The following is a 20,038-nucleotide window of genomic DNA, read 5'->3' on the forward strand; positions in this document are numbered from 1 at the left end:
TGGGTGAGTACTGGATCGGATTCAAGGGACTGGCCGAGCGGATGGGTTGTGACGTTGTCGTGCCGCCGAAAATGACCACGCGCACGCTTGAGCTGGGCACCCGCCACAGCCCTGAGTTCGTGTGCGTCCCGTTCAAGTACAACCTCGGCAACTTCATCGAGTCCATAGAGCTTGGCGCGAACACCATAATCCAGGCGGTCGGTGGTTGCCGCTTCGGCTACTACGCAGAAGTCCAAGCGGCGATATTGAAGGACCTCGGGTACGACGTGCAGTTCATCAGGCTTGACGCCGGACGCAACCCGATCGATTTTATCAAAGGCTTCCGAGACAAACTCGGAGCGAACCTCTCTTTGCGCGAAGTCAAAAACGCATTTGTCTATGCGGCCAGACTCGGACTTGCGATCGATGAAGTGCAGGACTACATTCGCAAAAACGGCGGCTTTCAGGTAAACCCGGGAGAGCTGGAGCAGATAGAGGTAAAAACCCTCAGGTTGCTCGTGGACGCAAAGACCACGCGTGAAGTCGACGTGATACGGCAGCAGGCAAAGAGCGAACTGGCCGCAGTCGAACTCGACCGCCCCGAGCACCCCTTGCGCGTCGCGGTGGTCGGAGAGATATACCTTGTGCTCGAGCCGTTTTCGAACTACGACATCGCTCGTCAGCTATCGCTAAGAGGCATTGAGGTCCACCAGCCCATGACGATCACAGAGATGATCAGTCACTCCATCAAGGGTTTCCGGCACGTGGACGAGCTGATAGCTCACTCCGGTGACTGGGTGCGGTATCACATGGGCGCACACGGAACAGAATCGGTATCCGCGTCATACAACTACATGAAGCAAGGGTTTGACGGAGTGATCCATCTCAAGCCTTTCGGCTGCATGCCCGAGGTAAGCGCGATGGCACCCATGCAGAAGCTGTCGCGAGAGCACACCTTCCCGATTTTGTTCATCAGCTACGATTCGCAGACAGCGGAAACTGGCGTGAAAACTCGTATTGAGGCATTTTGTGACATGTTGGAAATGCGCAAGAAAGGGGCAGCGCGTGTCTAAAGGCTACCTTGGCATCGACATCGGTTCAATTTCTACCAAAGGAGTCGTCATCTCGGAGGACGGCTCGATTCTTGCCAGCGCGTATCTGTGGACGGAGGGCAATCCCATCGGAGCGGTCAAACGACTGCTCGAAGAGCTGGAGGAGGGCCTGCCCGATCCGAAGTGTGAGGTCATGGCGGTCGGAACAACCGGCTCGGCACGAGAGCTGATCGGGGCTATCCTCGGCGCGCAGGCGGTAAAGAACGAAATCACGGCGCATGCGATGGGCACACTCTCCTTGCACCCTGATGTTCGCACCATCTTCGAGATCGGCGGACAAGACAGCAAGATCATTATTTTGCGCGATGCGGTACCCGTAGACTACGCGATGAACACGCTGTGCGCCGCTGGAACCGGGTCGTTCCTGTCCTCGCAGGCCAAGAGGCTTGGTATCCCTGTAGAGCAGTTTGGTGATTACGCGCTGCGAAGCCAGCGTCCCACAAAGATCGCCGGCCGGTGCACCGTGTTCGCGGAATCCGACCTGGTTCATAAGGCTCAAATGGGCTACGCGACCGAAGATATTGTGGCTGGCCTTTGTAACGCAATCGTCAGTAACTACCTCAACAACGTGGGCAAAGGAAAGAAAATCGAGCCGCCGATTGTGTTTCAGGGCGGAGTGAGCAAGAACGTCGGTGTGGTTCAGGCATTTCGCGATGCCACTGGTCACGATGTATTTGTCGATGACTGCGGCCATCTAATGGGCGCACTGGGGATAGCATTGCTAGCGAAAGCCTCTGGCCTGGAGGAACCTTTCGACTTTTCGATACGTTCAATGTCTTTCAAGACCACAGGCGTGGAGTGCGACCGCTGCCCCAACAACTGCGAGATAGTCTGTGTACTAAAGAACGAGGAGTTTCTGGCCGGCTGGGGTAATCGCTGCGAGACCGGTTTAGAGCAGGCGAAACAAGCCCGCTAAAAACTTTTTCTTGAGTGTTAGGACTTTGCCGGTTATTGTACTTGGTCAACCACTCAAGGAGGTAAGTGCATGGAAGCATATAAGGTGCTGCCTGGTCCCGAGGGCTACTTGCCGCCCGCTGCAGTTCTGCACGGGGTGCGAATGCCCGAGGTGGGCGAGGCGATCGTAGAGGGCGAATGTGTTCCAGTCGAAGTGGCGGTCCGGCTGATGGCGAGCAAGCTCGTCTCGGCGAAAAACCCCACATTCTTCCCGGGGCCACTGTTGCTCTGGAAGACCACCGAGTACGCGCTTGAGCGCGGGCGACTCATCCGGGAGATCGCTGCCGAGGTAAACGCCAAGGTTATCCCGATGCCCGACTACCGGCCGAAATATCCGATGATCAATCCGGAGGTCGAGATCAATCCGAACCACCCCAACCTCACGATCTGGCACAACAAGATCGATGTCGGGGTCTTCATCGGAGTTCACTGTCACCAGGCGAACCTCGCCCTAAAGATCATTCGTGGCGGCACTGACTGTTTCACGATGGCTCTTTGCGCCGAGGACGGGCACGAGGAAGCCAACGCCTCCTTGCGTGACGCCAACAACGACGCACTGAAAATGGTACTCTCTGCCGTTAGAGAGCTAAAAAGCCAGGGAGGAGAGTAGCCAGATGACACGACCAAAGCCAGAACTCAAGGAAGTCTCCGCCTCTTACATGCTCTTCGAGGCCGAGCGTGAGGAGCGCTTTATCACCGGAAGCGAGGCTGTGCGCGAGGCTGTGCGCCGAGCCAACATCGACCTCGCGATCTCGTATCCGATCACTCCACAAAGCGAAAGCATGCACCTGGTAGGCGACTTGTACGCGGAAGGCTACGTCAAGGAGTACTTCCGGGGCGAAAACGAATTCGCGGTCATGTCGCAGGTGGCAGGCGCCGCGATGGCCGGCGTGAGAACTTTCACCGCGACATGCGGTCCAGGAACCCTTAGGGCATTCGAGAACTTCCCGACGTGGGTCGGCTCACGGTTGCCGGTAGTCATGGCTTTCATGACCAGAGGCATCAACGCGCCTTTGACGATACAGCCAGACACTATCGAGATGGCGTTTCTGCTCGACACCGGCATGATCATGCTCCATGCCGAAAACGCCCAGGAGCTCTACGATTACCTGCTCTTTAGCTTTGAAGTCGCCGAGCAGACCACCGTACACATCCCTATCGGCGTTTTTGTCGACGGCTTTTTCGTCACCCACACCAGCCAGAAGGTCAGCGTGGTAAAGGAGGACGTGAAGCTCAAGGGGTACAATCCGGGCCTGTCCCCCGTTCCTCACATCGACATGGAGACCCCGCCATTTCGCCTGATGCGCGATCCGTTCGTGATGAAGAGTAACTTCATCAGCTACGCGGCGCACGCAAGCTGGCAGCAGGAGACTATGGCCGCCGCAACTCGCGCGAAGAAGCACATCAACAAGTACCTCGGCGGCTTGATCGATCAGGAGAACCCGGACGCAAAGATCCAGATAGTCGCTTGCGGTACTGCTGTCGCGCAGTCGCGTGAGGCAATCACTCTCCTGAAAGAAGAAGGCATCGAAGCGGGCCTCATCAAGGTCAAGTGTCTCCGCCCCTTCCCTGCCGAAGAGATCCGCGCCGCGCTTGCCAACGCCGAGACGATCGTGATTCCAGAGTTCAACCGGGTAGGATGGCTTGCCCGCGAGGTCGCTTCCGTGATTCCCGACAACGACAGGATCGTTTTAGGCCCACGGGTTTATGGTGGTATGACCATGCCGCCGCAAGTCATAGTACAGGTTGTAAAAGACAGAAGCCTGGTGGGCGTCTAACTCGAGTTCCCGGCAGACAGGTATAATTGGAGGCACTAAATGTCCCTTGAGATCACTAAAATCAATCCACACTTCGAAGATGTGATGCCTGCGGAGTACAAGGACCTCGTTGAGAACGGTCCGTTCGGAAACCCGAAAGGCGTCGGTGACCTCGGCAGCTTCAAGGAGCTTATCGAGGAGCACCCGCTGTGCGCAGGCTGCAACCTCGCATTGGCGCTGCGTCTTGTCATCGCTTCGCTCCCCAATCCGGAGGACACGATCATCGTTGGTTCCACCGGATGTAACAGCTTGGCATACACGCAGCTTGCGCTTCACAACGTTCACTCGCTTTTCGGCAACCAGAACGCCGTGGCAACCGGACTGAAGCGCGCTCTGACCCTGAGGTTCCCTGACAAGGTCAAGGATGTCATCGTCATGGCCGGAGACGGCGCGACTGCCGACATCGGACTCGATATGACGCTGCACTCATGGTTCCGCGGCGAGAACATCACGACCGTCATGTTCGACAACGAGCTTTACGCGAATACCGGCGGCCAGGAAAGCGGCATGAGCTTGCCGGGTGCGGTTCTCAACATGGCCCCGACCGGCAAGAAATTCAACAAGGTCAACATGTTTGATCTGGCGGTCGCCTCCGATTGCGCGTATGTGGCACTGGTCTCGACAGCAAAGCCCAGGCAGATTGGCAAGTGCTTCGAAAAAGCGGTGCGCATCGCCCGGGAGGTCGGTCCGACCTACGTGCAAATACACACCCCTTGCCCGACAAACATGAAGATCAAGCCTTCCGAGGGTCTGAACTTCGCCAAGGAACGCCTCAAGACCGACTACGCATTCCGCGAGCATATCTCCAAGGAAGCCGAAGAGTACCTGAAAGTCACTGATTCCGCGGAGGTGACCTCGTGACAAGGAAATACGTCAGAATGTCCGGTCTTGGCGGACAAGGAGTCGTGACCGCCGCCAGCATCCTTGGGAGCGCCGCGGTGCTTGACGGCAAGAACGTCATCGTCAACCCCTTCTTCGGCGCCGAGAAAAGACTTGCGCCGGCCGAGAGCTACGTACGGATCTCCGATGAGAGCATCTTCGACTCAGGCGAGATCCTCTATCCCGACATCATCATGGTCTTCCACCCCGACGTAATCCTGCAGGGCAAGTCGTACACCATGCCCTTTTTCTCCGGAATCAAAAGGGATGGCGTCATCGTGGTCAACTCTGCCTCCGAGCTGAGTTTTACCGATGACGAGAACCATCGCCTCGCCGAGCTCAATGTTTCTGTTCACTTCTTCCCTGCGACCGATACAGCTCGCGAGATCGCGGGCACGGAACTTGCCACAAACGTTGCGATGCTCGGCGCTCTTCTGGGAGTGACCGGCCTCGTGAGCTACGACTCAGTCGAAACCTCCCTGCGCCAGCGCTTCGGCGGCAAGGCCAAGTTTGTCGCTTCCGGAACCACGGCTGCACTCGATGACGCCGTGAAAAAGCAGTACGACAAGATCGAGAAGCTTCTTGATAGCAACAGCAAAGTCTTGAAGGTGTCGTACGACCGCGCTATGAGCTCCGTGGCCGCGGCCACGGGCGCCTAACCTGAGAAGGAGTCGATGAATGTACTCAGCCGGTTTCGTTGATGAAAGCAAGTGTGTCGGCTGCAGGCTGTGCACTCAGGTGTGCCCCGAGCCCAATGCCGTCCGATTTCTTGCAAGCAGAAAGAAAAGCTTTGTAGTGGCCGCCAGATGCAAAGGCTGTGGCCTTTGTGCGGTAATGTGCCCCAAGCAGGCGATAGAGGTTCGTCAGATAACGATGGCCGAAGTCAACGCCTGCGAAGTTTCCTGCATGGAGTAAGCGTTGGTAAGGGGGGCTCGCCTGATCGATCGGCCTGGGTCGCTTGATCAGCCCAGGAAGCGGCGTATGCGAGCCCCCTGCACCACGAGATCGGTGACCTGCTGTTCTCGGCCGGCTTGCCTGGCAGCCGCAATCGCGCGCACCACCTCGAGATGCGCCTCGTTCGGTACCCAATCATGTCCAAGCCGGTGCACAGCCGAGCGCAACCCATCGCTTGCATAGGGACCGTCGAGATCGCAGTAGACAAGCGCATCGGCGATCATCGCATCGAAAGAGGGTAGCGCTTCGCGCAAGTAGCTGACATCATCGCTGCTCAGCGCCTCAAAGCCCAGCAGCTCCGGCGGCATGCCCGCAGAGTGCAGCGCGCAAGTAAAGCCTATAGCCCGCGGCAAAGTAAGTCCTTCTACTTGGCGCGCATAGCCGAAGAGCCCCACGTGCAGCTTCCTCGCCCTCCTTTGTGGCATGAAGCGAGCCAGGGCATTGATGGTGTCCGCGAGCTCGACAACCCTAAGGCGATAGGCCTCACTCGAGCGCTCAATCACGGGCATCGCGCGCTCAGTGTCGACAGGCGGCGCCAGTCCGATCTCTCGGGCCTTCAAAAGCTCGATGGCCGCTCTAACCTCATCAACCGGGTAGTCGAACTTGAATGCCGACTGAATGGTGAACGTTACCACGCTCGGGTAATCTTCTCCGATGCGCTGCGCGGTCCGAGGAGTAAGTCCGCCTCGGAAGGGAGCCGAGCCCATGCCGAGAATCGGATGCAGGCGCACTCCGATGCGACTTGCGAGCTCCTGAAGCCGATAGAGCGCGATCTTGTTGGAAAGAGCCGCCGAGACGAAGCCGTAGTTCATCGCGGTGTCAGAGCGAGCGAGAAACACGCGTTGATCGACGATTTCCTTATTCCCAAGGTACTGCTCGACTATCTCCGCGGCAGAAAGCATGCTGGGCAGGTCCTCGAAGAGCGGAATGACGTCTACGTGATCGGGGGAAAAGTCGCCGATCCACTCGGCGATGCTGATGTCATCGTCGCTGAAGCGAAGCTTCTGGCGCCCGGCGATAAAATCTCGATAGTAACGGTAGACACGCTCGATGCACTTCGCGGACGTGGTCATCGGCAGGATGACCTCGAATATGGGCGACACCTCCCGGTCGTAGAAAAGCCTGGCCGCGTCGTGCGAGCGAGGAATGCTCTCCAGCGTCTCTAGCAGGATCTTGGCCTCGGTCGTCTCGACTGTCGGGTTGGGCACACGTAAGGTCAGCCGAAGATCTTCGCCAAGCACGTTCTCACGAAAGTAGTCCTCGTAGAATGAGAGCAGCTTTTTGACGACATAGGTGTCGATCTCCTTGCCCTCGGCATCCCACATCTGCTCGTCGCAGCCAAGGTGTGAGTAGGCGTAAAAGGCCTCTCGGATTTCATCCTCCCCCGCCAGCACCGATGAGGACGCAAAGAACGGGACCGCCGCGTTGTCCGGATGCTGAGTGCTCATACATCTAGGTATTCTCACCATATTCCACCTGCCTAAACGTCATTTGCTAAGCCACGAGACAGGCCATAGCGATCGGTCTGCCTCTCCCTGATGCGCTTGACTGTCTCGACGTAGCTTCGCTGTCGGTCCAGAAGCTCATTATGAACGTGTACCGCGGCGTTATGCTCCTCAACAAGACGATTGTGTCGTGGCACCAGCTCGTTGAATCCCGCTACGCTCCCCTCGGCGGAGAACTCCTCCATCCGACGCCTCAGGTCGGCGACTTCGCGCTCCCTGTCCTTTAGAGCCATCTCCGAGGATTGCGCTTGCTCGCTCAATGTCGCGGCTTGCGCCAAAGACACCTCAAAAGTCTTGCGGATGGCGTCTACCTCGCGCCCGGAGCCATACGCGCGCGTTCCCTCGCCTATCCTGATCACGTCCGGCTCGGAAGTCAATTGTTGCCCACCGACCAGCTCCTCGGGTACGAAGCCGATGAGCGAGGGCGCGGTCATTTCGACATACATGTAGCCACTGCTTTTGTAGCTCTCGCCATCGCCCCTGATGCCGAGAGCTACGTGTCGTTCCGGCGTGAAGAGCAAGAGTGCGACGTCGTAGCCTTCACGCGCAAGAAGCGCCGCGGCCAGCAGGGACTTGTCATCGCAATCTCCGGCCATGTCGACGACAGTTTCTATCGGGAACTTCGGCTCGAGGTTTACAGGATCCGTCCTGTACTCCAGCGCCTGGGCAAAAGAGATGATGAGCTCCGCATATCGATCGTCATCGAGCCCGAGCGACTCGCGCAAGGCGCGCAGGCGCGACAGGAGGCCATCGTAGAGCGGATCCTGCTGCGGATCGTCGATAAACGCCCTGAAGTACCCAGAGGCCCAATCGCTCTGCTGTTTGTCGCGATCCACAAAAATCGCGGACTTTTGCGCTTCTCTCGCGCCATGGTACACCGCTGAGTCAACGGGGATCTCGATCCTGTGCTTGGCACCCTCAAAGCGCCACTCGATCGCCACAGGGGGCATCGGAGGGCTTTCGGCCTTGGGGGTGATGCTCGGGTAGATAACGCCCTCCGAAAACGGCAGATGGGCAGCAATCTGCTGGCACCCTGTCAACACCAACAGGGTGGCGCACATACAGAGTGCCAGCGCTTTTCCAAGCATAAGGTTAGGCCCCGAGGCGTCTCCTGATCAGCTTTTCAATACTGATGACTGGCAAGATTATAGCTCCGACCGCCGCGCTAAGCAGAATGTCGCTTAAAGCCAACGGCGCTGAGCCGAAGATCGCGTTCATAAACGGCGCGTAGATGAAGAGCGCCTGCAGCAGCAGTATCGAACCTATGCCTATAAATATCGTCTTGTTGCTGAAAACTCCGATCTCGCGAATCGAACCCATCAAAGAGCGGCAGTTCAGCAAATAGAAGATCTGGAACATGATTACCGTAGTGACCGCAACTGTCTGGGCAGTGGCGAGCGCCTCGCTTCCGGAGGCGTTAGCGAGCACATAGCTGAAGAGCGAGACAGCACCAGCGGCCATAAGCACAGCGACCATAACAAGCCGCATGATGACGAAGCCACTGAGCACGGGTGCCTCTGGATCTCTCGGTCGACGGCTCATGATGCCCGGCTCCTTCGCCTCGAACGCCAGGGGCAAGGCAAGGGCAACGGCTGCCACGAGATTGATCCAAAGTAGCTGGGTGGGCGCCATCGGAAGCAGAAGCTCGCGCACGGTCGTTGCAACACCGTCCACTACCTTTGTCACCTCAACGAAGGGGAAGAAGATGACAGCCCAGATGAGTATGAGCGCAAGCCCCAGGTTGGTAGGCAGCACGAAGGCGAGCGACTTGATCAGGTTGTCATAGACCCTTCGGCCTTCCTCTACAGCCGCCGCGATGGAAGCGAAGTTGTCATCTGCAAGCACGATCTCCGAGGCCTCCTTGGAGACCGCGGTTCCGGTGATGCCCATGGCCACTCCGATGTTCGCCTGCTTGAGGGCGGGCGCGTCATTGACGCCATCGCCGGTCATGGCGACGACATGACCGCGACTCTGTAGCGCATTGACGAGATTGAGCTTGTGCTCCGGCGCGACGCGAGCGAAAACATTGCACTCGCTTGCGGCGACCACCAACTCCGCCTCGGACATCTCCGCGAGCTGCAGGCCAGTGATGACTCTGGGAGCGTTCGGGTCTTTCGGAAGAATGTTGATCTCGGCAGCGATCGCCTGGGCGGTACCCTTGTGATCACCGGTGATCATCTTGACATCGATGCCGGCCTGATGACAAAGCGCGATAGCAGCTATCGCTTCGGGCCTGGGCGGATCGATCATGCCTTGGAGGCCGAGGAAGGTGAAGCCCTCCTCCGTATCACTCATCTCGACTGAAGAGCTGCCAGGCACCGCCTTTACCGCGACGGCGAGCACTCGCATGCCCTTTGCGGCAAGTGCCTCGACCTCGTGCAAAACCGCCGAGGGATCGAGCTCTACGCCTTCGGCGACGCTACAGCGCTGGAGCACCACTTCCGGCGCCCCCTTCAGATACAGGCGGCCACCATCCTGTGAGTGTAACGTGGCCATAAACTGGTTCTCGGACTCGAATGGGATGGAGTCCAGGCGCTCAAAGGTACGCCGGACCTCCTCTACCGCCACGCCAGCTTTCTCGGCGGCGACGACCATCGCGCCCTCGGTGGGATCACCATGTATCTTCCAGACGCCTTCGTCGTTTTCGAGTGAAGCGTCGTTGCACAGCGCGCCGGCCAAAAGCAGGTCGGAGACATCCTGGGGAAGTTGCGTCACTTCGGTTCCGGAACGCTGTATGGCTCCGGCAGGCTCATATCCAACACCGGAAACAGCAAGTGCGCCGGTAGCGGGAGTCCATAGCTCCTGCACCGTCATCTCGTTTCGAGTCAGTGTTCCCGTCTTGTCGCTGCAGATCACGGTTGTCGAACCAAGAGTCTCCACGGCAGGCAGCTTACGAACCACCGCATGTCGGGCGGCCATGCGCTGCACGCCGATTGCGAGCGCGATCGTGACGATCGCGGGAAGTCCCTCTGGAATCGCTCCTACGGCCAACGCGATCGCGAAAATAACCGTCTCACGGAAAGCCGAGAACCAATCGGCGCCTGTTTCCATCACAGTTCGCCACGTGCCCACCGCAAGCATAACCACTGAAATACTTACGATAGCAACGGTGATGATATGACCAATCTTTCCGAGATCCTTGGTCAAAGGAGTATCGAGATTCGTGGTTTCCTTGAGCATCATCGAAATGCGGCCAAGCTCGGTGTCGTCAGCGGTCTCGACCACTACAGCTGTCCCGGTGCCGTATGTAACCAGCGTTCCGGCGAACGCCATACAGGCGCGATCCCCGATTCCGGACTCCTCGGAAACAGGCGCGACTTCCTTGCTGCTTGGAACGGACTCACCGGTGAGCGCGGCCTCCTCAATCTGGAGGTTTTTCAGCTGAACCAGCCGCATGTCAGCCGGAACCCTGTCGCCACTCGCCAAAAAGACCATATCTCCCGGAACGAGGTCGATCGCGGGAAGGGTAATCTTTCTTCCCTCGCGCATAACCGAGACATTCTCGGGAACCATACGGCTGAGAGCCTCAATCGCCTTGCTTGCCTTATACTCCTGAACAAAGCCGATGAATGTGTTGATAATGACGACCGCCAGAATTACGAGACCGTTTTTCATGCCATCCTGCGGATCAGCAATCATGGCTACCGCGGCGGCAACGATAAGCACCCATATCAGCGGATTGTTGATCTGCCGCCAGATGAGATCCAGGGCCGTATCGCCCTTGCCGCGCGAAATGATGTTCGGCCCGTGTTTCGCGAGCCTTTCCGCTGCCTCGGCATCAGAAAGCCCTTCCGGATTAGCCTTTACGAGCTCGAGCACTTCATCAGCGGGAATCGCATGCCACAGCCGTTTGCCTGCCACTTCTCCTGAAGCGCTGGAGGTGCCAACGGAACCAGAGTTTCGCTTTACAGACATGTCTTTGCTTCCTTTTGATCGGCAACAAGGTAAGTTTTCCTATGATACCTTATGCTGATATGTGGCGCAAAAAGGGGATATATCAACTAGTAAGCTCCTGATATTTGGTATGCGATGGAGGGGTCAACGATGACCAGCAGTAGCAACCGTGACGCTCCGTTCCCGGATGACAAGGGCATCCACGACCGGCGAACATTCCTCCTAGCACTCGGGGTCCTTGCGCTTGGAGCCACCGGATGCGCGCCGAGGACGCCAGGAGAAGGCGCCACTGCGCCCGTACAGCCGCCCACCCCAACCGCGCCCGCGGCCACAGATGACCTGCAAGCGCCCGAAGCCGACGCCCTGTTCTCGGCGATCGAGCTAAGACGCTCGATTCGCTCGTTTACCGGAGAGGCCGTCTCGGACGAGGACATCATGCGGATGCTTTGGGCGGCGCAAGGAATCACCGCTCCCGAACGCGGATTTCGCGCCTCCCCCTCGGCCGGCGCGCTCTATCCGCTCGAAACGTACGTGGCGACCGCGCAAGGAGTTCGCCGCTATGTTCCCAGAACGCACACGCTGGAAAGTGTAGTCGACTCCGATGTGCGGGGCCGTTTGGCCGTCGCCGCGCTAGGGCAGCGCTTTGTGGCGGAAGCGCCAGCTGTCTTCGTGATCACCGCCGTATACGCGCGCTCCGAGGTCAGATACGGCGACCGTGCGGCACGCTACGTACACATGGAGGTCGGCCATGTGGGGCAGAACATCTCGCTAATGGCGGTACACCTTGGGCTGGGAAGCGTAATGGTCGGCGCATTCATCGACGAAGACGTGCGCCACACCATCGGTGCGCCTGCCGAGGAAAGCGCTCTTTACATCATCCCAGTCGGGACTCCGGGGTAAAGTTAGCGCCGAGGAAACGCGGATGTCTTTACCCAGGAAAAAAGACGGTGTGCTCTGGGTCGAAAGTGACTTTCACCCTCGATCCCTCGGGAATCAACGAAGTTGATGACATCAGCGAATGAAGAAGGATGCCTTCCGGCAACCCCAAGGTATATAGTGCGTCCGCGCCCAAAAATCGCACGCCAGTTACCACCGCTCCTCCATGAGGGTCGGGTACGACCTTCACGTCATCGGGCCTTATCATGAGGTGACCCTGTGTGGAATCTGGGTACTTGAACCCATTCTTGAGAAACCGGCCCAGCGCTGAAACTACCTCCCCTGCCTGAACTTTGGCCGGGACAAAATCTGCGATACCGGTGAACTCGGCGACGAAACGACTGACCGGGTTATGATAAATCTTGTACGGAACGTCCAGCTGTTCCAGCTTGCCCGCATTCAGCAGTCCCACGCGATCCGACAGCGAGAACGCCTCTTCTTGATCATGGGTGACGAGCACCACAGTAGCCCCATTGGCTTTCAAAATCTCCTTGGTCTCGTTGCGCAGGGAAACTCTTAGCTCGGCATCCAGATTCGAGAATGGCTCATCGAGCAGAATCACGCTCGGACACGGGGCTAACGACCTGGCCAGGGCTACTCGCTGCCGCTGACCTCCGGAAAGCTCGTGCGGATATTTCTTGTCCGCGCCCTCAAGTCCAACCACGCCGAGAAGCTCTTTGACCCTGTCGGCAATGAACGTTTTGTTCTGACGATGCAACCCAAACGCGACGTTCTCGAACACGGTCATGTGAGGGAAAAGCGCGTAGTCCTGAAATACTATTCCGACGCCCCTGGCCTCGGCGGGCATCGTTTTGCCGACAGTAGACACAACGTTGCCGGCGATTGATATGGCGCCTCCGGAAAGCGTCTCGAGTCCTGCGATCATGCGCAGAGTGGTGGTCTTCCCGCATCCTGATGGCCCAAGCAGCGAAAAGAACTCTCCCTTGAAGATGGAAAGCGTAACGTCATCGACGGCAACATTGCCGGAAAACTCCTTCCGCAACGCCTTTAGCTCGACAAAGGGCTCGGCCGCTGAATGCGTCTCGGCGGGGCTGGCTTTATCGGTAGTCAATGCGGTCATCATTTAGTGCGCCTCTCGCTTGTCGCCTTCGCCGAGCCTTAGTAGCAGTTTCACCGGCAGCAACCCGACAAGCACTATCGCGATCGCGGGTAAGGCCGTACTTGTCCATAGCGATTCCGCTGCCATCTGCCATACCCATATCGCTAAAGTGTCATATCCAAATGGGCGCAGCATAACAGTGATGGGCAGTTCTTTCATCACATCCACAAACACCAGGATCGCTCCCGCCATGATCCCCGGCATGACAAGCGGAAGCTTGATCTTATGCAGAATTCTGTACGGGCTTGCGCCCAATGATCTGGCCGCCAGCACCGTATTGGGCGATATCTTGTCCATGCTGGCATCCACGCTGCTATACGCCACCGCCATAAAACGAACGGAATACGCGTATATCAGCCCCACCAATGAACCGGTCAAAATCAGCCCCAAGGTGATACCAAACCACTCCTGGGCCATCTGGTTCGCCAGTCTGTCAAACGCGGCCAGAGGAATCAACACACCAACGGCGATGACAGCACCCGGAACCGAGTAGCCCATGTTTGCCGTGCGCGTCGCGTAGCGCAGCAGCCTACCGCCTCCAAGCCGGGCCAGGCCCGCCATCACCAGGGCGAGCAACACCGCAACGAGTGCCGCAAGGCTCGCAAGAATAAGGCTGTTCAATCCTAATTGGACGTACACCTCAAGTGAGCCGGGAGTAAGTATCGAAAGCTCCTTCGCCGCCCATACCAAGAGCTGGATGGCGGGAATGCCGAATGCAGCCATCACCACTCCCAGACACATTCCGACGGCCAGCACGCCTCGCCAGCCAGAGAGCCTCGACAGGAACACCCCTGGCACCTTGCCTTTTGACTGATGATACGCGCGTCTGCTCCTCATGCGACGCTCGACCAACAATACCGCCAAAGTGAGTATCGCCAGCAAACCCGCGATCTCGGAGGCCGCCTGCAAATCCATCATCCCGTGCCATACTCGCAGGATGCCATCGGACACGGTCGGGAAGTTGAAGTATCTCACCGTGGCAAAATCGGCGAGAGCTTCCATCAGCGCAAGCGAGACTCCGGCCGCGATCGAAGGCCGAGCTAGCGGGCCTGCAATCCGGAAGAACAGGCGCCAATCGCCAGCCCCCAACATCTTTGCGGCTTCGTGTGCGGACCTGGATTGCTCCTCAAAACCGGCCTTGGCGAGCAGGTAGACGTAAGGATAGAGAACAAGCGTCATCACGATGATGACGCCTGCTCCTGACCTTATCTCTGGAAACGCGATCTGCCATCCGGCGTCGCGGACCAACGTTTGCACAGGACCCGCAAAGTCGAAAATGGCGATATAGATAAAGCCCATGATGTAAGCGGGAACGGCCATGGGCAAAACCAGCAGCCACTTGAAGATCTTTCTTCCTGGAAAGTCATAAGCGGTGATCAGCCAGGCAAGCCCGGTGCCCAGTACCGCAGTGCCGACGCCTACACCGAGCAGTAGCATCAAGGTGTTTCGCACCATGCCGGGCAAGATCGTTTCCCAAAGGTGACGCCAAATATCCACAGAAGGAGTAAGGAGAGAAAAGGCCACAACGACCACGGGCATCAAAGTGAGTCCTGCTATCACCAACGGGATAGCCTGCAACAACCCGGTACCGTTTGCGACCTTTTCTCGCCGTTCAATCAACCTTACTGTGGACACCTAACCTTCTATCCTGCCGATAGTTTCTTCCTATTGATAGTCAACTCTGTTCATTAGCTCGATGGCCTGAACCTGTAGACGTCCCAGCTCATCCTTGGAGAGGGGATCGGCCTTGTACTCTCCGAACTCCACGATTATTGGATGCGCGGCAACCTCGGGATTAGCCGGAAACTCGTGGTTCGTGCTGGCAAACATCTCCTGGCCGGGACCGCTCAGCCACTCAAGCAGGGCAATAGCGTTCTCCTTGTTGGGCGCATTTGCAGTCACTCCGGCGCCACTGATATTAACATGCGCTCCGCGGTCTTCCTGGTTGGCCCAAAATACCCGGATGGGGAAGTTGGAGTCTCCCTCCAGTAACCTGCCCAGATAATAGTGGTTTGTAATCGCCACGTCACCTTGGCCGGCAGCCAAAGCCTCCAGTATCTGAGTGTCGCTGTCAATATAGATCGGCTCATTGGCTACCCAGCCACGAACGATCTCCTCGGCTCTGGCTGGACCATGCGCGGCGATAAGGCTGGAAACCAGCGACTGTGTGTACGCGTGGGTAGACGGCCTCATGATAAGTCTGCCGCGCCATGCCGGATCCGCAAGTGCCTCATAAGTCGAAAGCTGCTCGGGAGTAACCCGGTCGGGGTGATAGAGAATCGTGCGCACTCTCTGGGTCAGGCCGAACCAGCGGTTTTCCGGATCACGCAAGTTCTCAGGTATGTTGTCTCTCAACGCCTGGGAATCGAGCTCGGCAAGCAGCCCGTCCTCGGCGGCCAGCCAAAGGTTGCCTGCGTCAACAGCCATGAATACATCGGCTGGAGTGTTCGCGCCCTCTGCCTTCAAGCGCTCCCTGAGTAGCGCGTCGGCTCCGGTCGTGAATCTGACTTCGATACCTGTTTCCTCGGTGAATTTGTCAAACACCGGCTCGACTCCATAATGCCGAGAGGTGTAGACGTTTACGTACCCGGGAGCAGCCGCCTCCTCTTCCGGGGCGGCCGGTTCCTGCGCTGCCCGAGGCGCGCACCCGCCCACAGCCAGCGAACCGGCTACCATCAGGGCTGCGAGAGTAATCGCAGCACCCCTTCTAACGGTCGATATCATATCCTTGTGCTCCTTTCGTATGTAAAGCTACTTGTTGTTCTTAGTATCGACTAAGTTCTAGCGGTAGTCTACGCTGCCCTCAAGGCCATGTCAACTATTAGTTGCTCAAGTCACTAACTGGAAGGGTTTTGCCCCGGAATGGCGAACACCACTGTGGGATACTTGCTGCAAACCACTGTTTTGCCGGTATTGCCGAAAAGGTGGGGCGCGTCTAGAATCGCTCAGGACGAGTCTTGACCTTTCGGCGTCAGTGTTTTGTCGCTTCAGGGTAGGGGTATTTCATGTTCTTTCGCATCATAGAAAAACAGCGTCTCGCCGATTTACTGCACGGCCTCATGGCAGACTACGAGGTGATAGGCCCAGTCGCCAAGGGCGATGACTTCATTTTCGCACCCATCGAAGACGCTTCCCTTCTGCGCCTGGATTACGACACGACGCTACTGCCGCCAAAGAAGTACTTCGTTCCGCCAGTCGAAAAGCTGATGGAGTTTTCGCTCGCCAGCGGCGAAGCGGTCTCATCTCTGGAACCGGCAAAGCCTCGAATCCTCTTTGGGCTGCACGCGTGTGATCTCAACGCGCTGATGCTGATGGATAACATCTTCTTGTCCGGCTACGAAGACCCTTATTACAAGTCGCGCCGAGAGAATACATTACTCGTCGGTGTAGGGTGCGTGCCGAAAGAGAGTTGCTTTTGCAACGCCTGGGGTACCGATGAGGTTCACAAGGGGTTCGATATCTTCCTCACAGATTTAGGCGATCGTTATTTTGTATCGATTCGTTCGATTCTCGGCGCTGACCTGATCGACCACCGTGTACAGGCTCGCGAGATCACCCCAGAAGATACTGCTCGCTTTCAAGATGTGACCAAAGCGTTCAAAGAGTCTTTCGCCGAGCCACTCGATACCGCCCAGCTGCCTTTGCTTCTTGACGCAAAGTTTGACGACCCGCTGTGGGATGCTCTCGGCGAGAAGTGTCTTAGCTGTGGAGCGTGTTCCATGGTTTGTCCGACCTGTTACTGCTTCGATGTAAAAGACCGCCTCACCCCAGACGGGGCCGACGGCTCCCGCCTGCGCAACTGGGACAGCTGTATGTTCTCGGAGTTCGCGGAGGTTGCTCAGCGACATAATTTTCGAGGTGACCGAGCAAGCCGCGTTAAATATCGCTATTACCATAAGCATTGGGGCTATCTCTCCAAGTTTGAGCGCGTGCTATGCGTGGGATGCGCTCGATGCGAACGCGCATGCAAAGTTAATATCAGCCCACGCGTCGTAATCGAGGCCCTGCAATCGAAAGGACCTGAATGAGGGATTCCGCAAAGGCCTACCGAAAGCTAAAGGCAAACCCGTATCTTCCCTGGTCCGCTCGGATCACTTCGATAGCCGAGATTACCGAAAAAGAAAAGCTGTTCGAGTTCCGGCTCATAGATGATGAGGTTCGCAACGCGTTTGATTTCGACGCCGGGCAGTTCGTGGAACTTTCGATCTTTGGGGTTGGCGAGGCTCCGATCTCCATATCCTCGGCACCGTCAAAACAAGGGTTTATTGAACTTTGCGTGCGTGAGTCCGGTGACGTTACCGGAGCGCTGCACAAAATGCGATGCGGAGACGTCGTTGGACTGCGAGGTCCTTTCGGCAGAGGATTCCCGTTCAGTGAGATGAAGGGGCATGACATCCTGCTCGTGGCGGGCGGCCTTGGGATCGCGCCGCTGAAGTCACTGATCAATCATATACATGACGAGCGCCATGATTTTGGCAAGGTTATCATCCTGTATGGATCGCGCAACCCCGATGAGGTGCTGTTTCGCACACAGTTCGACATGTGGAAGCATCGCAATGATTTCGAGCTCATCATGACCGTGGACCAGCCGGACGAAACCTGGGACGGCGAAGTCGGTCTTGTAACCAAGCTGTTCGACCAGATCGAGATAAACCCATCGCTCACATATGCGGCAATCTGCGGTCCCCCGGTCATGTATAAGTACGTGATTGAGAAGATGCGCCAAAAAGCCATGGACGTCGATCGCATCTACGTGAGCTTTGAGCGAAGAATGAAGTGTGGCATCGGTAAGTGCGGGCACTGTGGAGTCGGCCATCAGTACGCCTGCATCGACGGCCCGGTGTTCAACTACTGGGAAGCCATGAACCTCCAGGAGGCGATATAGATGCCTCCCCGGGTAGTGGTAATTGGGCTGGCCAGCGACTATGGCTGTCAGGTGCAGATAACGAATACGGAAGACCACCTGCTCGACGTGCTAGGCACGATAGATCTCTCATACTGGCAGCTTGCGCTCTCCGGACACCTCCCGAAAGAGTATGACATCGCAATAATCGAAGGCTCGGTTACAACAGGCGACCATGCGGAGCTGCTCAAAAGTATCCGGACAACGGCACCAACAGTAATCGCGATCGGCGCATGCGCCGTTAGCGGAGGGATTCCCGGAATCGCCTGCCAAGGCGTTCACGAGGATCACCTTGCCCGCGTTTATGACGGCGCGAAAGTGCCCGCCGGGTCCGGGGGCCTCTTTCCGGCGCCGGTCAGCTCCGTGATAAATATCGACTACCAGGTTCCCGGCTGCCCCATTCAGCCAGACGAGTTCATCGCCGTTTTGCAGCGCGCCATGATGGGTCTGGCCAATCGTCCCCCGCGCGAGCCGCTATGCGCTCAATGTAAGATCTCCGAGAACGCATGCTTCTTTGAGAACGGGTCCGCTTGTCTCGGCCTGGTCACGCGGACAGGGTGTGGGGCTCTTTGTGTGTCACTGGGTAAACCATGCGCCGGCTGCCGAGGAATAGCCGATGACGCCAACCTTGCGGCTGCCCGTGAAGTTTTCTCGGCAAACGGAATCAACTCCAACACGCTCGATAGCATGCTTGCCCTGTACAACTCGGCTTCGGAGAGCAGATGAGCACAGTTCGCGTCGAACACGTAGCGCGCATCGAGGGCCATGGAACCATCTCCCTCGATGTCGAAAATGGCGAAGTGCGTGAACTTCGGATGGATGTCATCGAGCCGGCCAGGTTTTTCGAGTCGATGATCGTCGGGCGACGCTACGATGAGGTGCCGTTGATCACCAGCCGAATCTGCGGCATCTGCTCCCCCAACCACGCCATAACAAGCATCAAATCGATCGAGGCGGCGCTGGGTATCGAAGTTAGCGAGCGTACGCGTTTGCTGCGCCAACTGCTCGTGTACGGCTCATTCCTGCAAAACCACGCGACTCACTTATACCTGCTCGCGGCACCCGACTACGTCGGGCTGCCAAGCATTTTCCCACTCGCGGCCACACAGCCAGACGTTGTGCAGCGTGCGCTTCGCCTCAAAAAACTCGGCAACGACCTCACCACGCTCATTGGCGGCAGGCAGGTGCATCCGATTACCGCCACGCTCGGCGGATTCACTGCCGAGCCCTCCAAGCACGACCTGGAGGCAATCGCCGAGCGTCTGCGTGAAGCAGGCCGCGACGCGGCGGACACGATTGAGCTGGTGGCAAGCTTCGACGTGCCCGCATTCGCAAGTTCGGGCGAGATGCTGGCTCTTGTGGCCGATGACACTTACGCGATATACGATGGAGAAGTCGGCGCACTTGACGCCGGCTGGCGCAAGCCTATCTCCAGCTATCGCGAGTTCATCGACGAGGCGACGCACCCTCACAGCAACGCGAAGCACGCGACCGTCGATGGGCGCCCGTTCATGGTCGGAGCGCTCGCGAGAGTGAATCTTTCATGGCGCCACCTTACCTCGGCCGCTCAGACCGTAGCCGTGAAATCAGGCTTCAAGCATATGTCGAGGAACACCTTCCATAACAACTTGTGCCAAGCCATCGAGCTGCTCGACGCGGCTCAGCGCTGCGCCCACCTTTGCGAAGCGCTCATCGAGGACACCGGCTCGAGCCTGCCGATGGCTTTTGATGTTCGCGCAGGCTGTGGGCATGCCGCCACCGAAGCGCCTCGAGGCACGCTCTACCACACCATCGCCATCGACAAAAACGGCCTTGCCGAATCAGGAAACGTCATCACTCCTACCGCTCAAAACCTGGCGAATCTGGAGGCGGACATGAGAGCTTTCGCTCCCACGATAGCTCACATGCCCGAACCTGAGTTCCTTCTAAGGATTGAGCAGCTCGTCCGGGCATATGACCCATGCATGTCTTGCGCCGTCCACTGA

18 protein-coding genes are annotated in these 20,038 nt (G+C 57.6%); 12 read left to right on the forward strand and 6 right to left on the reverse strand.

Annotation, left to right across the window (positions count from 1 at the left end; genetic code table 11):
• The 7 genes from KGZ89_01555 to KGZ89_01585 form a co-directional block, all read left to right on the forward strand.
• Positions 1-1,052, forward strand: a 1,052-nt coding sequence (locus KGZ89_01555; protein ID MBS3973540.1) for a hypothetical protein, incomplete at its 5' end; no start/stop codon positions are given.
• Positions 1,045-2,007, forward strand: coding sequence for a 2-hydroxyglutaryl-CoA dehydratase (locus tag KGZ89_01560; protein MBS3973541.1), 963 nt, complete (start codon positions 1,045-1,047; stop codon positions 2,005-2,007). The genes KGZ89_01555 and KGZ89_01560, both read left to right, overlap by 8 nt.
• Positions 2,008-2,076: 69 nt before the next feature.
• Positions 2,077-2,655: a carbon monoxide dehydrogenase gene (locus KGZ89_01565; protein MBS3973542.1), complete on the forward strand. Its 579-nt coding sequence runs from the start codon at positions 2,077-2,079 to the stop codon at positions 2,653-2,655.
• Positions 2,656-2,659: 4 nt separating this feature from the next.
• Complete coding sequence (locus KGZ89_01570) at positions 2,660-3,823, forward strand: ferredoxin oxidoreductase (GenBank protein MBS3973543.1); 1,164 nt, start codon at positions 2,660-2,662, stop codon at positions 3,821-3,823.
• A gap of 39 nt (positions 3,824-3,862) precedes the next feature.
• Positions 3,863-4,723, forward strand: a complete 861-nt coding sequence (locus KGZ89_01575) for a ferredoxin oxidoreductase (protein ID MBS3973544.1) — start codon at positions 3,863-3,865, stop codon at positions 4,721-4,723.
• 17 nt (positions 4,724-4,740) lie between these two features.
• The gene (locus tag KGZ89_01580; protein ID MBS3973545.1) at positions 4,741-5,400 is read left to right on the forward strand and encodes a 2-oxoacid:acceptor oxidoreductase family protein; all 660 of its coding nucleotides are present in this window, start codon (positions 4,741-4,743) and stop codon (positions 5,398-5,400) included.
• Between the two features lie 19 nt (positions 5,401-5,419).
• Positions 5,420-5,656 carry a 4Fe-4S binding protein gene (locus KGZ89_01585; protein ID MBS3973546.1) on the forward strand — a complete coding sequence of 79 codons (237 nt, stop codon included), beginning with the start codon at positions 5,420-5,422 and terminating at the stop codon, positions 5,654-5,656.
• A 47-nt stretch (positions 5,657-5,703) separates the two neighbouring features.
• Here the strand turns inward: KGZ89_01585 and KGZ89_01590 are convergent, their stop codons facing one another.
• Genes KGZ89_01590 through KGZ89_01600 form a run of 3 tightly spaced genes read right to left on the reverse strand, consistent with a single transcriptional unit; the run spans position 5,704 to position 11,115 of the window.
• Complete coding sequence (locus KGZ89_01590) at positions 5,704-7,164, reverse strand: phosphoenolpyruvate carboxylase (protein ID MBS3973547.1); 1,461 nt, start codon at positions 7,162-7,164, stop codon at positions 5,704-5,706.
• A gap of 11 nt (positions 7,165-7,175) precedes the next feature.
• Positions 7,176-8,288 carry a hypothetical protein gene (locus tag KGZ89_01595; GenBank protein MBS3973548.1) on the reverse strand — a complete coding sequence of 371 codons (1,113 nt, stop codon included), beginning with the start codon at positions 8,286-8,288 and terminating at the stop codon, positions 7,176-7,178.
• Between the two features lie 4 nt (positions 8,289-8,292).
• Positions 8,293-11,115, reverse strand: coding sequence for an HAD-IC family P-type ATPase (locus KGZ89_01600; GenBank protein ID MBS3973549.1), 2,823 nt, complete (start codon positions 11,113-11,115; stop codon positions 8,293-8,295).
• Between the two features lie 129 nt (positions 11,116-11,244).
• Here KGZ89_01600 and KGZ89_01605 point away from each other — a divergent pair, with 129 nt between their 5' ends.
• Positions 11,245-11,994: a SagB/ThcOx family dehydrogenase gene (locus KGZ89_01605; GenBank protein MBS3973550.1), complete on the forward strand. Its 750-nt coding sequence runs from the start codon at positions 11,245-11,247 to the stop codon at positions 11,992-11,994.
• A 28-nt stretch (positions 11,995-12,022) separates the two neighbouring features.
• On the opposite strand, the gene KGZ89_01610 is transcribed toward KGZ89_01605, so the two are convergent.
• Genes KGZ89_01610 through KGZ89_01620 form a run of 3 tightly spaced genes read right to left on the reverse strand, consistent with a single transcriptional unit; the run spans position 12,023 to position 15,874 of the window.
• Complete coding sequence (locus KGZ89_01610; GenBank protein ID MBS3973551.1) at positions 12,023-13,114, reverse strand: ABC transporter ATP-binding protein; 1,092 nt, start codon at positions 13,112-13,114, stop codon at positions 12,023-12,025.
• Positions 13,115-14,785, reverse strand: coding sequence for an iron ABC transporter permease (locus tag KGZ89_01615; GenBank protein ID MBS3973552.1), 1,671 nt, complete (start codon positions 14,783-14,785; stop codon positions 13,115-13,117).
• Positions 14,786-14,815: 30 nt separating this feature from the next.
• The gene (locus KGZ89_01620) at positions 14,816-15,874 is read right to left on the reverse strand and encodes an extracellular solute-binding protein (GenBank protein MBS3973553.1); all 1,059 of its coding nucleotides are present in this window, start codon (positions 15,872-15,874) and stop codon (positions 14,816-14,818) included.
• A gap of 281 nt (positions 15,875-16,155) precedes the next feature.
• Between KGZ89_01620 and KGZ89_01625 the strand changes: the two genes are divergently transcribed.
• From KGZ89_01625 to KGZ89_01640, 4 genes are read left to right on the forward strand one after another with little or no spacing between them, the layout of a single operon-like run.
• Complete coding sequence (locus KGZ89_01625) at positions 16,156-17,178, forward strand: 4Fe-4S dicluster domain-containing protein (GenBank protein MBS3973554.1); 1,023 nt, start codon at positions 16,156-16,158, stop codon at positions 17,176-17,178.
• A complete protein-coding gene (locus tag KGZ89_01630; protein MBS3973555.1) occupies positions 17,175-18,035 on the forward strand; it encodes an FAD/NAD(P)-binding protein in 861 nt (286 codons plus the stop codon). Before KGZ89_01625 ends, KGZ89_01630 begins: the two co-directional genes overlap by 4 nt.
• Positions 18,036-18,779, forward strand: a complete 744-nt coding sequence (locus KGZ89_01635) for an NADH:ubiquinone oxidoreductase (protein ID MBS3973556.1) — start codon at positions 18,036-18,038, stop codon at positions 18,777-18,779.
• Entirely contained in the window at positions 18,776-20,038 is a 1,263-nt protein-coding gene (locus KGZ89_01640) for a Ni/Fe hydrogenase subunit alpha (protein MBS3973557.1), read from the forward strand. The genes KGZ89_01635 and KGZ89_01640 overlap by 4 nt, the downstream gene beginning before the upstream one ends.

The organism is Actinomycetota bacterium (assembly GCA_018334075.1).
Taxonomy (GTDB): Bacteria; Actinomycetota; Coriobacteriia; order Anaerosomatales; family UBA912; genus JAGXSC01.

Excerpts from the sequence above, each read along its gene's own strand:
- KGZ89_01595 (MBS3973548.1), bottom strand. The coding sequence starts at position 8,288 with ATGCTTGGAAAAGCGCTGGCACTCTGTATGTGCGCCACCCTGTTGGTG.
- KGZ89_01570 (MBS3973543.1), top strand. The coding sequence starts at position 2,660 with ATGACACGACCAAAGCCAGAACTCAAGGAAGTCTCCGCCTCTTACATG.
- KGZ89_01625 (MBS3973554.1), top strand. The coding sequence starts at position 16,156 with ATGTTCTTTCGCATCATAGAAAAACAGCGTCTCGCCGATTTACTGCAC.
- KGZ89_01575 (MBS3973544.1), top strand. The coding sequence starts at position 3,863 with ATGTCCCTTGAGATCACTAAAATCAATCCACACTTCGAAGATGTGATG.
- KGZ89_01640 (MBS3973557.1), top strand. The coding sequence starts at position 18,776 with ATGAGCACAGTTCGCGTCGAACACGTAGCGCGCATCGAGGGCCATGGA.
- KGZ89_01610 (MBS3973551.1), bottom strand. The coding sequence starts at position 13,114 with ATGATGACCGCATTGACTACCGATAAAGCCAGCCCCGCCGAGACGCAT.
- KGZ89_01580 (MBS3973545.1), top strand. The coding sequence starts at position 4,741 with ATGTCCGGTCTTGGCGGACAAGGAGTCGTGACCGCCGCCAGCATCCTT.
- KGZ89_01565 (MBS3973542.1), top strand. The coding sequence starts at position 2,077 with ATGGAAGCATATAAGGTGCTGCCTGGTCCCGAGGGCTACTTGCCGCCC.
- KGZ89_01590 (MBS3973547.1), bottom strand. The coding sequence starts at position 7,164 with ATGGTGAGAATACCTAGATGTATGAGCACTCAGCATCCGGACAACGCG.
- KGZ89_01605 (MBS3973550.1), top strand. The coding sequence starts at position 11,245 with ATGACCAGCAGTAGCAACCGTGACGCTCCGTTCCCGGATGACAAGGGC.
- KGZ89_01600 (MBS3973549.1), bottom strand. The coding sequence starts at position 11,115 with ATGTCTGTAAAGCGAAACTCTGGTTCCGTTGGCACCTCCAGCGCTTCA.
- KGZ89_01635 (MBS3973556.1), top strand. The coding sequence starts at position 18,036 with ATGCCTCCCCGGGTAGTGGTAATTGGGCTGGCCAGCGACTATGGCTGT.
- KGZ89_01630 (MBS3973555.1), top strand. The coding sequence starts at position 17,175 with ATGAGGGATTCCGCAAAGGCCTACCGAAAGCTAAAGGCAAACCCGTAT.
- KGZ89_01620 (MBS3973553.1), bottom strand. The coding sequence starts at position 15,874 with ATGATATCGACCGTTAGAAGGGGTGCTGCGATTACTCTCGCAGCCCTG.
- KGZ89_01585 (MBS3973546.1), top strand. The coding sequence starts at position 5,420 with ATGTACTCAGCCGGTTTCGTTGATGAAAGCAAGTGTGTCGGCTGCAGG.